We start from the raw sequence: 12,669 nt of genomic DNA, 5'->3' as shown, positions 1-12,669 counted from the left end.
TGGTTAATAATTGGTAATACTGGCGCCACATTCATTTGTGGGATCAATAATGTTGTTCAATCAACCCATCACACTTCGGTCCGTTATCCGGCTGAGTCCCATTAAAGTCATGTTTACTTGGCTGATGGTTCTGGCTGAGAACGTATTTATGATTTTGCTGCCGCTGTTTATCGGTTTTGCTATTGATGGTGTGCTTAAGCAAAACTTGCAGCCGTTGCTTATGTTTGCAGCGATCTTGTTTGTACTGGTGGTCATCAGCGTTGCACGTCGTTTTTACGATACTCGCGTTTATGGCGGGATCCGAGTGCGGTTGTCCAATTTGGTTGAGCGTAATTTGCGCGGTCAATCGGTATCAGTCAAAGACGCCCGACTGTCCATGTCCCGCGAGCTGGTAGATTTTCTAGAAGAAGATTTACCATCGCTGATTACTGCCGTTGTGCAGTTGGTCGCTACCGTTGTCATTCTCGCCACTTTTCACATCAAACTTGCATTATGCGTGTTGATCGCAGGGCTGAGTATGCTGCTGATTTATGCCCTGTTCCATCAAACGTTTACGCGACTTAATGGCGCGTTAAATGATCAGTTAGAGCAACAGGTTCGAGTGCTCAGCGGTCAGCCTTTTGCGGCGATTAGAACGCACTTTGAACGCTTGAAACGCTGTGAAATCAAACTGTCCGATACCGAAGCGCTGGTGTATGGGCTGATCTTTATAGTCTTATTTGCCGCAGTCCTAACCAACCTTTGGATGGTGAGCATTCTTACTGATCTTACTGTGGGTCAGGTTTTTTCCATCGTAACTTACTCACTGGAATTCGTGGAAACAGCAGTGATGCTGCCTATCACACTGCAAACCTTGTCGCGTCTGATGGAGATCAGCCAACGACTAAATCAAAACCCCGCTCAATTGGCTGTAGAGGAGAAGCCTTATGAAATTTAAAAAGACTCTTGCAATATTAGCTGGCTGTGGGGCAATTTTCGCGGCATTGGTGGTTGTAGATGTTTTAGAGCCTCAGCCAGTTGTGATTGAGCAAAAAGCGCCGAGCAAAAACCCCGTTTCGGTACTGCAAGTGACGCCGGAAGATCACGATTCCAATTTGACTTTGCTGGCAACAACCACTGCGCGTTGGCCGATCCAGCTTAAGGCCTCAAGCAGTGCTCAATTAGCGTGGTTGAATCCCGATATCGAACCGGGCGTACTGGTGAAAAAAGGGACCTTGTTGGCGAAGCTCAACACCAGCGCGTTAGAGTCTAATCTGGCTCAGGCGAACAGCAGCGTTAAGCAGGCAGAGCTAAACCTAAAACAGGCACAGCACGAACAAACAGTCGCGTTAAAAATGTTATCGCCAACCAAAAGCTCTCCGTATGCCCGCCGTGAGCCACAGGTGTTGGCAGCCAAGGCAGAACTCGCGCAGGCAAAACAGGCTTACACCAGTGCAGCAAAGTTGCTTGAGGAAGCGAGTATTGCAGCGCCGTTTGATGCTGTGATCATGCGTCGTAACATCAGCCCCGGTGAATGGTTGGAAGCCGGTCAGGTGACTTTTGAACTCGCCGCCAGCGACTCACTGGATGTCGAGCTGCCTGTTTCGGAACTTCACTGGCAGCAGGTGCAATCCGCGTTGCGTCAGCCTGAGATTACAATTGTGAATCGAGATGGCAGCGAGTGGCAGGCACAAGTTCGATATTTCTCGCCGCAGGCTGATCCAACCACACGTCAGCGACAAGTGGTTTTGTCTGTTCGCGAGCCTTATCAAGGATTGACTCGCTTGCTGCCTAATCAACAGGTGAAAGTCATCGTTAGTCTCGGGCTAAGGCCAGAAATAGTGACCTTGCCACTCAGTGCGATCACACGAGATGGATACGTCTGGACACTTGATGAGCAGAACCGATTGCAGAAAGAGTGGATTACGCAAATAGGACAAGCGCGTAATCAGGTTTATGCCCGCTTTGATCAGGACAGCGCTAAGGCACGTCAGGTGGTGGTGTACCCACTGCTGTCGATGTTACCGGGGAAGCAAGTCGCTCCTCAAGCTGCGCAGATATTGGTTGCGAAGCAGGAGGGTAATCAATGAGCTGGCTGACTAAGTGGTTTATCAACAACCCCGTAGGGGCGAATCTGTTGATGCTCGCGATCATCGCCAGTGGTGTTATGGCGTTTGGTCAACTCCGTGTGGAGTCCTTTCCGCAGATTGCGCCGTCATCGGTTGTGATCAATGTTGCCTACCCGGGAGGTACAGCTAAACAGATTGATGAGAGTGTTACGCAGCGAATTGAAGAGTCCATCAGTGGTATCTCTGGTATTAAACAGGTGACCAGCCAGTCTAGCGCAGGAATGTCGAGCGTTGTTGTACGCAAAACCAGCAGCGCCGACATCAACAAGCTGCTGGATGATGTACGTAACCGAGTGAATGCGATCAATGGTTTTCCTGCTCAAGCTGAAAAGCCTCAGGTGGTTAGAAATGAATTTACTAACTTGGCCGCCTTTGTTGTCGTTTCGGGGCCACGCAGCGATGAGCAGCTTCAACCCATCGCAAGACAGGTCGAGCAAGCGCTAAAAAGTAATCCCAAGATTTCTAAAGTATCCAACTGGGGAAGTCGCAAACCACAACTTATCATTGAGCCAGATCCAGCGCAGCTCAAGAAACTGGGTTTGAGTCTGGAAGATTTAGCCAGCACCATCGGACAGATGTCACTTGAGTCTCGCACGGGTGAGCTGATCAGTGACAAGGGCCGCATGGTCATCCGTGGTGATGGCTATGCGGATGACGTACAGAAGCTGCGTCGTCTGGCGATCGTCTCTCGTCCATCCGGTACCGTCTATTTAGGTGACATCGCTAAGCTGAGTCGTGGCTATGAGCGCAGTGGCTCCATCGTCCGTAATAATGGCATCAACGCAATCGCTCTGCTGATCAGCACTAGCCAGACCGACAACCTGCTCAAAGTGAGCGATGCAATTAAGGATACCTTGGCGGAGCAACGCAAAATCCTGCCTTCAGACATTGAGCTGAATACCATGGCAGATATGGCACCCTATATTGAAGATCAACTGTTCAGACTCGGTGATAATGCGTGGCAAGGCCTTTTGATTGTTGTGGTGCTACTGGGCATTTTTCTAGAGCTGAAATTGGCATTTTGGGTGGCTGTGGGTATACCAGTCGCTATCGCAGGTACCTTAGGAGCGATGCAACTGGCTAACTACAGCATCAATGACATCACGTTGTTTGGCTTTATTCTGGTATTGGGGATTCTAGTCGATGATGCCGTGGTTGTTGGCGAGGCCATTCACGAGCAGCGAGGCAAACATTCGAGCGGGCGCAAAGCGGCATGGCACGGTGTACACTCGGTTTCCGTTGCAACGGTATTTGGTGTTTTGACCACTATTGCGGCATTTTCGCCAATGCTTTGGATTAACAACGATTTTGCGAAGATTCTGGCTGGGTTCTCCGCTGTGGTGATATTTGCGCTGATCTTCTCTCTGATTGAAAGTAAGTTTATTCTGCCATCGCACCTAGCACAGTTGTCTGTAAGTACAAAAAACAACGGTATTTTCTCTCGCGTTCAGTCTGTGGCTCACGGTGGTTTGGAGTGGTTCAATTTCAGAGTGTACAAGCCCACTTTGGAGAAGGTACTGGATTATAAACTGGCATCACTGCTGGGCTTTGTCGCCGCGATCGTACTGGCGTATGGCATGTGGTCGACTGGGACGATTCGAAGTGCCATTTTCCCTGAAATCCCCGGTCGATACGTTACCGCGAAAGTCGAGCTAGAAGACGGTGCCCCTTTGCCGTTACAAAAGAAGGCCTTAGATCAAATCGAACAGGCGATGATCAACGTCGAAGACGAGCTGATGCGAGACTACCCGTTGAGCCTGCCACCCGTGGTCAACCTGCTTGCGTGGTCCGATGGTTATGGGGAGGTGGAAGTGACCGCCGAGCTAACCAGTGAAGCCCTGAGCCTCTTGCCGGGTAATTTACTGACCGATAGTTGGCGTACTCATACTGGGAGCATTGAAGGAGCGTATTCAGTTCAGTTTAGTGCGGCTGAAGCGCCTGCTGGTGGAACATTCATCTCGATATCATCCAGTGACCGTGAACTTGCTAAGCGCGTCAGTAGTCAATTAGCGGACAAACTGGCTGCTTTGCCTGGCGTAGCGGATATTTATGATGACGGTAAAAGCGGCCAGCCTCAGGTGCGGCTAGTGCTTAATGAATATGGTCAGCAGCTCGGATTGACGCAAGACAAGTTGGCGCGATTGGCGGGTGAGGCATTTGGTGAGCGAGAAATTCATCGCTTGTTGGAACAAGGCCAAGAAACCAAGGTGCTGCTGCAGTATCCTCGTTCAGAGCGTAAAACCCTCGTTCAGCTTGAGCAGACTATGGTGTTGCTGTCTGAAGGGAAGAGTGTCTTACTCGGTGATATTGCTGAATTTCGTCATGAGCAGGAGCCTCAAATACTCTACCGACGTAATCGTGAGCAAGTAGTAAACCTCTATTGGAAGCAGAACCGAGACGTTCAGGCGCCTGAGCAGACTATGGCTCAGCTTAGCTCTGAGATCAAAACGCTGCATCAGCAGTATCCAGGAGTTCGGATCAAAGCAGGCGGCGAATTTGAAGAGATTGGTGAAGTCTCAGATGGCTTCCGCTCCGCGATGATTTTGACCCTTCTGCTGATTTACATCTTGTTGGCGGTTCCGCTGAAGTCTTACTGGCAGCCGTTCATCATCATGGCAGTGATTCCATTTGGTTTTGCTGGTGCTATCTTCGGTCACTACTTGATGGATCTGCCAATCAGTTTGCTGTCTATGTTTGGCATGATGGCAATGACGGGCATAGTGATCAATGACTCATTGGTACTGATCACGCGCTTTAACGCTGAGTATCGCAGCGGTGTGCCGCTTAAACAGGCTTTAGTGACGGCTGGAACCAGTCGATTGAGGGCGATTTTCCTCACGACTATTACTACGGTATGTGGTTTGCTGCCGCTACTCAGTGAGACCGCTGAGCAAGCGCAGTACTTAAAACCTGCAGCGGTTTCATTGGTGTTTGGTGAGCTATTTGCCACGGCGGTAACCCTGCTTCTGATCCCAATACTGCTGGGGATGACCAGTCGTAAAGCGGCAAAGCCTGTCGAAGATGAAGTGGCATTAGAGGGAGCCTAATGCTGAGCGTGATTGATTTTATCCGCTTGACGGGCGATAGTGATCTGGTCGCCCCAGTGAGGCCCGTATCTATGTCAGAGCAAGAGAAACCAGCGTTTAAACTGGTGCCCGAAATTGCGTTATTAGAACCACTACCAGAGCATTTTAGAAAGCGCTTTGCTCACGCATTGAAGTTGATGCATGACGAACTGGCAGAACACAGATCGTGGGAGCAAATTGCTACAGAGAGCGCTATATCTCCTTATCATTTCCATCGTCAGTTTAGCGAATTGTTCCATGAGACGCCAGGGCAGTATCTCAGCCGATTACGACTGCAAGTCGCGGTGAATCTGTTGCTCAATGATGAACCTTGGAGTGTGATGGAGATTGCTCACTATTGCGGTTTCTCTTCTTCACAAGCTTTAGGCAAGGCTTTAAAGAGAGAGCTTGGTGTGACGGCGAAACAAATTCGTAAAATGGGTTATGAGTCCACACCGCGAGAGACCGCTGATTTTATCGCTAAGCTTGCTCATCCCGGTGCTCAGCAGTCGATTGAGAACGAGCTGGCCAAGTCTATGCCGACTGAGTTGATCTGGTACCCTCAGCGAGGTATGAAAAAGATTGCTCTGGAAGATCCTGACTGGGATTCGGTGATCGAAATCTATGGCAAAAAAACTGTCAATTTACTTGGCGCAACACCGATTAACCAACTTGAAAAAGTATGGGACCAAATTGAGACGTTCATTGGTGATTGGCAAGTCGACGAAGCTCTCTACGATTTTGTGATTCCTGAAGGGTACTACCTGTGTGCTGAGGTGTATCTGATTTCTGATGTTGCTTACAGTGCGGCTTTAGAAGCGCTGTTTGAGATTGTACACGAACAGAAGTTGGAAATTGATGGCAGTGCTTTTTTGATTGAAATGGTTCGTGATATTGAGTTGACCTTAACAGGAGGGGCAACGTTTTCATTTCAGATACCTATTATCCGCTAACTCTATTCATCGATCCTACTCGAATCATTTTGTTTATTGGTGCTGCATAAATAGTCATATTTATGCTCGATATAAAAGGGGGTAATTAAAGAGTCTGTGGTTATTGTTAAAGCACGTGCGTACAAAATGCCACCAATCACCTTAGCTCTATAACGTATTAATTTATATTGTTATGCGTTTTTAGTGAATTATTTTTCATTATTTGCTTGAGTGTGAAATCTTTGTCGTTATAATTGCGGCAAAGAGAACTTATTCACTAATTGTGAAAATATAATCATCTAGGGAGCAGTCAGATGAGTGATACACTTTTAGCCGAAGAGAACCACAAAAACAGTCGCAACATATTGATGTTCGCAATTCCGTCTTTGTTGGGTCTTTTCTTTTTCCTTGCACCTTTAACCATTGATGGCAACTTCACCTTTCCGCTAGCGCTGATGGCGAAAGGCGTCAAAGCGGTCCTTGGGGATGCGATTTTACCAACCGTCACCGCTGTGATTTGCTTCTCTGCGGTCGCTTCTATTCTTGCCAGTCTCATCAAGCCAACTTTTGTGACTCAATCTGCATTGATGACAAGACTGTTTGTTCTGACGCCAGTTTGGCTAGTCGTTCGAGTTTTAGGTGCGGTGTTCACTCTTATGGCATTGCATCAGATCGGGCCTGAAGTGATTTGGAACGGCAACACGGGTGGGCTGGTTCTTAATGACCTTCTGCCTTCTTTACTGGTGACTTTCTTCTTGGCCGGTTTGCTGCTGCCACTGTTACTCAACTTTGGTTTGCTTGAGTTGCTCGGTACTGTTCTGAGCCGTTTTATGCGCCCGGTTTTCCGTTTGCCAGGTCGTGCTGCGATTGACTGTATGTCTTCTTGGCTAGGTGATGGCACCGTTGGGGTAATTCTGACTAGTAAACAATATGAAGATAAAAAATACACTGCGCGTGAAGCAGCGGTTGTCGCGACTATGTTTTCTCCGGTTGGGATTTCTTTCTCGCTGGTGGTATTAACTCAGGTTGGCTTAGAGAATTTCTTTGTCCCGTTCTACTTCTCTATCTGTTTGTCTGGTGTGATTGCTGCGATGGTGATTCAGTATCTGCCACCGTTATCGTATAAGAAAGACCTGTACATTGATGGTACTAAGCCTAATCGTAATGACGAATTGGTGCCTGCGGGCCAGTCGGTTATGGGCTTTGGCTTGAAGTTGGCACTGCACAGAGCAAGCAAAGTGAAAAGCCTTGGGGCGGTTGCTAAAGAAGGTGTGCACAACGCACTGGACATGGTAATCAGCGTGCTGCCTGTGGTTATGGCGATCGGTACTTTAGGTCTGGTTGTCGCTGAAACGACGCCATTATTCTCATTACTGGGTGCACCGTTCATTCCACTGCTAAACGCGTTGAATGTTCCGGAAGCGGCTGCGGCGGCAGAAACTATGCTTGTTGGTTTTGCTGATATGTACGTACCTTCGATCATTGCAGCGTCAACGATTAATGCTGATCTGACCAAGTTTGTTGTGGCAGCGTTGTCTGTAACTCAGCTGATTTTCATGTCAGAGACTGGTTCTGTCATTCTAAGCAGTAAAGTCCCTGTGAACTTTTTGGAGTTGGTAGCCATCTTCCTGCTAAGAACGCTAGTTACGCTGCCAATAATTGTCTTGGTCGCACATTGGATCTTCTGATACGTTGATTGACATTGCTTGATGAAATAGCCCGCTAAGTCTGACTTGGCGGGCTAACTTGTTTATGGGCTATTTATCATCAAAGCGGGCATGGTACGGATTCAGTTCATGCCCAAGAGGTTGGGTCAGATCGGTGTATAAGTCGGGTCGTCGTCCACGAATCCAGCGTCGGCCAGTACACATTTCCAGCTCTGTTGGGTCGAGTTCCGCTATCACCATATCGTCTTCGACACTGTCCGTTTCAGTGATGATCTCGCCATAAGGGTTAAGAATCATCGCATTGCCAGTACGCACTTCATCAACATCGACGCCAACACCGTTGCTGAATATTAGGAAAAGGCCATTATCGTGAGCACGGGCAGGTAGCCAGCGCATCAACCACTCTCGGCCTTTTCTGCCTTGCATCTCCGATTTGATCGCCTGCGGTTTGGAGTCTCTGTTGTGCCATAGTTGAGGGTCAATGAGCCCCATAGCGTTCGGGCTTCTCGAATGGCAGCCACCTGTCTGGTGGGGGGCTAACAACAAGTCAGCACCTTTAAGAGCCGTGATGCGAACATTTTCAACCAGATTATTATCCCAGCAAATCAAAATACCCACTCGCCAGCCGTGAGGCGTGTCGACGACGGTGTATTCGTTGCCACTGCTCATGTATTGGCTAACAAAAGTATGCAATTTACGATGTTTAGTGATTTGACCATCTGACATGGCGAGAACAAAGGTGTTGTACAAATTGCCGTCGGCATCAATTTCAATCAAACCAGCACCAATGGTGATTCCCGTTTCTCGTGATAGCGCCAGCAAAGCCTGACTGGATGGACCGTTAGGTACAGCTTCTGCCTGCGCTTCAATCTCATGGCGCTCCTGTGTGTTGAGGTGCCAGTAGCCGCTGATGCACATTTCTGGAAAGGTAATAAGTTCTACGCCCTGAGTTTGAGCCTCATAAACAAACTTTTTGATTGTCGACAAATTGTACGCTTTGTCTCCGGCGTGATGGTTAAATTGAACCGATGCCACTTTCAGCTTCTTCATTGTGATCTCTCCAGTTAAGTAACTGACATCGAGTTTAGATATCTTTATCAATTCCATATAATGAAAGATATTCGACATTCAATGAGTAACTGGAATGGATTTAGAGCACCTGAGAGCTTTCTGTGTATTGGCAGAGAGCAAAAACTACCGCTTGGCATCGGAGCGTCTGTTCATCACCCAGTCAGCGCTAACGAAAAAGATTCAGCGCTTGGAAGAGAAGACGGCTGCTCGTTTGTTTGAACGAGGCAGGCATGGAGCAGTGCTGAGTGCCGCAGGGCAAACCCTGTTGCCTGAAGCGAAACGACTGGTCGAACGGTTCGAACAGTTTCACCGACTGTCTGAGCGAGTTTCTCAGGGCGTAGCTGGCCACCTCAACATTGGCTTTGGTATTTCGACGTATCATCAGGCACCGCATTGGGTGGCACAATTTAAACAACGTTATCCCGATGTCAGCATGACACTCAATGACATTCCTTCTCAAACTCAGTTGGAGAAATTGAATAGCGGTGAATTGGATTTGAGCTTCAATCGAATACCTGATGAAGACAGATACGATGCAGTAGCGCTCTATTCTGATCAGTTGGTAGTGGCTGTCCATGAGAGTGAGCACTTGGATGAAGGCAATCTCTGGTATTCGTTGCGAAACATGCATTACCTCAAATTGGCCTCCAATCGTGGCCCCGGGCTCAATCTTCAGATTGACCGTTATCTGATGAGTCAGCACCAAAATTTAGTCGCGGAGCAAGAAGCAGACGATATTTTAACTTTGCTGGCGTTAGTGTCTGCGCGTCTTGGATTCACCATTATGCCGAAAAGTGCTCAGCAAATTCATAGCCCTAGCATACGTTACATCCCCTTGGATGGTGAGTATGCCAGTTGGCAGGTTGGGTTGGTTTGGCAGCGAGACAATAGCAATCCACTGGTGTCTCGCTTTGTTGATCTGGTTAAATCGCGCTGATTAACACAACTCAACTTCGACGTCGGACTGAATTTGGCTCGAACACGCTAAGGTATAACCATTGGCGAGATCTTCTTCAGTCAGCGTTTCCGTACTGGTGCGGCTGACTTCGCCCTTAGTCACTTTACATTTGCAGGATCCACACATGCCGCTGCGACAGGCGATAATAATCGGCACCCCGCTTTCTTCCAGCACGTCAGCTAAGGTCGCACCTTGGCTGATTTCTTTTGATACGCCAAACGCTGGCACTTCGAACTGAACAACACCATCTGACAAGCTTTCATTATGAGCTTCGATAGGGGTAAAACTTTCCTGATGGAATTGCGCCGCCTCAACGCCCAGCGCCAACGCGTTGCTCTCCATATCCTGCATAAACAGAGTTGGTCCGCAGAGATAAACCGTGCGTTGGTTAAGGTCCGGGCAGAGTTTGGCTAACCACTCTCTGTCGAGCCGTCCTTGCGGGTGGCGTGTGCCTGTATTGTCTTTAAGCAGAAGTTTTAAGTGGAAATTTGGGTATTGCGCATCCATGGACTCCAGCTCATCAAAGTAGATAGTCTGAGCAGCGCTTTTCGCCATGTGAATAAAGGTTATCTCGACGTCTGCTTTGGTTTTCAGCCAGTGTTTTGCCATCGACATGACAGGTGTGATGCCACAACCTGCACTGAGCAAAGCCACTTTATGTTTCGGTGGGCAATCGATGCTGTTGAATGGTCCAGTCGGCGCCAGTGCCAAGACGCTGTCTCCGGAATTGAAGTGGTCAATGATGTAGTTGGATACTAAGCCATTCTCGACTCGTTTGATGGTCAATTTAAGATGCGATTCCCCCGGTAACGAAGAAATAGAATACGCGCGGTATTCCACCTTGCCGTCGAACTCAAAACCTAACGAAATAAACTGACCCGGTTTGAAATCAAATCCATTTGGTAGGGGAGTATCAGAGGTCAGTGTCAAGCTGACGGTATCTGACGTTTCCTGCCACTTATCAACACAACGAAGTTGGGCGGGTTGGTTATTTTGCCATTCGCGAATCATAATTCCTCACAAGTAAAAGAGCCCAGCCAAACAAACTGACTGGGCTATCAAAAGGCAGGGATTAAGCTGCTAGGATAGTTTTCAGATCGTCTTCAACATTGCCGATACTGCGCATGTCGAATTTATCCTGAATGATTTGGATGAGATTATCGGTCAGGAATGCAGGTGCGGTTGGGCCTGTGTAGATGCCTTTTACACCTAGTGCGAACAGAGTGAGCAAAATTACGATGGCTTTCTGCTCAAACCAAGACAGCACGAGTGTTAGCGGCAATTCGTTGATGTCGCAATCAAATTCTTTCGATAATGCTAGGGCAAGCTGAATGGCTGAATAGGCGTCATTACACTGGCCAACATCCAGTAAGCGCGGGATACCGTTGATGTCGCCAAACTGGTTTTTGTTGAAGCGGAACTTACCACAGGCCAGTGTCAGGATCAGAGTATCTTCAGGCGCGCTGGCGGTGAAATCGTTGTAGTAGCTACGTTCTGCTTTGTCACCGTCACAACCACCAACTAAGAAGAAGTGCTTAATGTTACCTTCTTTGACCTGCTCAACCACTGCTGGGGCTGCACTCATCAACGCATTGCGACCAAAGCCTACGGTGATCATGTGTTCAATTTCATCGTGGTGGAAACCGTCTTGCGCCAGTGCACACTCAATCACTTGACTGAAATCATCACCTTCAATGTGTGCGACACCCGGCCAGCCAACGATGCTACGCGTGAACAAACGATCTGAGTACTGACCCATGTTCGGGTTCAACAGACAGTTAGACGTCATGACAATCGCGCCAGGGAAGTTAGCAAATTCTTTCTGCTGGTTTTGCCATGCGCTGCCGTAGTTGCCGACCAGGTGCGGGTATTTTTTCAGTTCAGGGTAACCGTGCGCAGGGAGCATTTCACCGTTGGTGTAAACGTTGATTCCGGTTCCTTCGGTTTGCTGAAGAATTTTCTCTAGATCATGGAGGTCATGCCCCGAAACCAAAATACATTTGCCTTTAACTGGTTTAACGTTGACCTGAGTTGGCTCTGGGTGGCCGAAAGTAGTGGTTTCACCAAGGTCCAGCATTTCCATAACTTTGTAGTTCATCAGACCAATACGCATTGAACATTCAAGCAAAGCGTTAAGATCTTCTGGATCAGTGCCTAGCCACGCCATGATTTCATGATATTCAGCGTAAATATCGTTATTGGTTTGCTCCAAGACGCGTGCGTGTTCCATATAAGCGGCAGCACCCTTCAGGCCGTAAAGGCACAGCAGACGTAGGCCAATCACATCTTCACTGATCTCCTGATAGCCACGGTTGACCGCAACCTGAGGAGCAAATTCGAGGATCGCTTCAGCACTCGCTGGTAACTCGAAATTAGCGACTTTAGGTGCGGGCTCAAGTTCAACGTCAGCCAGTTTTGCCGCAGCGAGTGTCTGCTCTTTAAGTCGGGATTTAAACTGCGCAGCCTGCGCAGCGAGTTCAAGAATACGTTCAGGGTCGAAATTCACATTGGTTAAGGTCGAGAAGAAGGCTTTTGGCGCCCATTGATTAACTTCGTCATCAATAATGTCAAAGCGACGAGCTTGTTCTGCCCAGTACGAAACACCTTCAAGGGTATAGACCAGTACATCTTGTAGATCCGAAACTTCAGATGTTTTGCCACACATGCCTTGGGCGAAAGAACAACCTTTAACAGTTGGGGTTTGAATAGTCTGTTCACATTGAATACAGAACATTGCGCTTCTCCAGTAATAGTCTTTATGCGGTCACGCCGCTTGGATTTGTTTAGCGCTATAATTGCAGAGAGCGTGCCACTATTTAAATATTTGATATTTAAAGGATTTGCCTGTATTTGGATATAGAGCTGTTG

At 48.2% G+C, this 12,669-nt stretch carries 9 protein-coding genes; 6 read left to right on the top strand and 3 right to left on the bottom strand.

The window, feature by feature from the left end:
* Positions 1–49 precede the first annotated feature (49 nt).
* The 5 genes from QMA41_RS09055 to QMA41_RS09035 all read left to right on the top strand — a co-directional run bounded on the left by QMA41_RS09055 (position 50) and on the right by QMA41_RS09035 (position 7,793).
* Positions 50–937, top strand: coding sequence for an ABC transporter six-transmembrane domain-containing protein (locus tag QMA41_RS09055; RefSeq protein ID WP_281629440.1), 888 nt, complete (start codon positions 50–52; stop codon positions 935–937).
* Positions 927–2,069, top strand: coding sequence for an efflux RND transporter periplasmic adaptor subunit (locus tag QMA41_RS09050; RefSeq protein WP_281629439.1), 1,143 nt, complete (start codon positions 927–929; stop codon positions 2,067–2,069). Before QMA41_RS09055 ends, QMA41_RS09050 begins: the two co-directional genes overlap by 11 nt.
* A complete protein-coding gene (locus QMA41_RS09045) occupies positions 2,066–5,155 on the top strand; it encodes an efflux RND transporter permease subunit (protein WP_281629438.1) in 3,090 nt (1,029 codons plus the stop codon). Before QMA41_RS09050 ends, QMA41_RS09045 begins: the two co-directional genes overlap by 4 nt.
* Positions 5,156–5,226: 71 nt before the next feature.
* Entirely contained in the window at positions 5,227–6,126 is a 900-nt protein-coding gene (locus QMA41_RS09040; protein ID WP_281629730.1) for an AraC family transcriptional regulator, read from the top strand.
* 293 nt (positions 6,127–6,419) lie between these two features.
* A complete protein-coding gene (locus tag QMA41_RS09035; protein WP_040121942.1) occupies positions 6,420–7,793 on the top strand; it encodes a YjiH family protein in 1,374 nt (457 codons plus the stop codon).
* Between the two features lie 69 nt (positions 7,794–7,862).
* Here the strand turns inward: QMA41_RS09035 and QMA41_RS09030 are convergent, their stop codons facing one another.
* Positions 7,863–8,822 carry a nitrilase family protein gene (locus tag QMA41_RS09030; protein ID WP_281629437.1) on the bottom strand — a complete coding sequence of 320 codons (960 nt, stop codon included), beginning with the start codon at positions 8,820–8,822 and terminating at the stop codon, positions 7,863–7,865.
* 94 nt (positions 8,823–8,916) lie between these two features.
* On the opposite strand from QMA41_RS09030, the gene QMA41_RS09025 reads away from it, so the two are divergent.
* Positions 8,917–9,780, top strand: a complete 864-nt coding sequence (locus QMA41_RS09025) for a LysR family transcriptional regulator (protein WP_281629436.1) — start codon at positions 8,917–8,919, stop codon at positions 9,778–9,780.
* On the opposite strand, the gene QMA41_RS09020 is transcribed toward QMA41_RS09025, so the two are convergent.
* Together QMA41_RS09020 and hcp are read right to left on the bottom strand one after the other, a co-directional pair.
* Complete coding sequence (locus tag QMA41_RS09020; RefSeq protein ID WP_281629435.1) at positions 9,781–10,812, bottom strand: hybrid-cluster NAD(P)-dependent oxidoreductase; 1,032 nt, start codon at positions 10,810–10,812, stop codon at positions 9,781–9,783. It abuts the gene before it with no gap.
* Positions 10,813–10,873: 61 nt separating this feature from the next.
* A complete protein-coding gene (gene hcp, locus QMA41_RS09015; protein WP_281629434.1) occupies positions 10,874–12,535 on the bottom strand; it encodes a hydroxylamine reductase in 1,662 nt (553 codons plus the stop codon).
* Positions 12,536–12,669 lie beyond the last annotated feature (134 nt).

It is taken from the genome of Vibrio sp. St2, assembly GCF_947311885.1.
In the GTDB taxonomy this organism is placed as follows: Bacteria; Pseudomonadota; Gammaproteobacteria; order Enterobacterales; family Vibrionaceae; genus Vibrio; species Vibrio coralliilyticus.
This window is presented reverse-complemented; position numbering and strand designations above follow the sequence as displayed.

Bases quoted from the DNA above. Each gene is read 5' to 3' on its own strand.
- QMA41_RS09055 (WP_281629440.1), top strand. From the start codon at position 50: ATGTTGTTCAATCAACCCATCACACTTCGGTCCGTTATCCGGCTGAGT.
- QMA41_RS09050 (WP_281629439.1), top strand. From the start codon at position 927: ATGAAATTTAAAAAGACTCTTGCAATATTAGCTGGCTGTGGGGCAATT.
- QMA41_RS09045 (WP_281629438.1), top strand. From the start codon at position 2,066: ATGAGCTGGCTGACTAAGTGGTTTATCAACAACCCCGTAGGGGCGAAT.
- QMA41_RS09040 (WP_281629730.1), top strand. From the start codon at position 5,227: ATGTCAGAGCAAGAGAAACCAGCGTTTAAACTGGTGCCCGAAATTGCG.
- QMA41_RS09035 (WP_040121942.1), top strand. From the start codon at position 6,420: ATGAGTGATACACTTTTAGCCGAAGAGAACCACAAAAACAGTCGCAAC.
- QMA41_RS09030 (WP_281629437.1), bottom strand. From the start codon at position 8,822: ATGAAGAAGCTGAAAGTGGCATCGGTTCAATTTAACCATCACGCCGGA.
- QMA41_RS09025 (WP_281629436.1), top strand. From the start codon at position 8,917: ATGGATTTAGAGCACCTGAGAGCTTTCTGTGTATTGGCAGAGAGCAAA.
- QMA41_RS09020 (WP_281629435.1), bottom strand. From the start codon at position 10,812: ATGATTCGCGAATGGCAAAATAACCAACCCGCCCAACTTCGTTGTGTT.
- hcp (WP_281629434.1), bottom strand. From the start codon at position 12,535: ATGTTCTGTATTCAATGTGAACAGACTATTCAAACCCCAACTGTTAAA.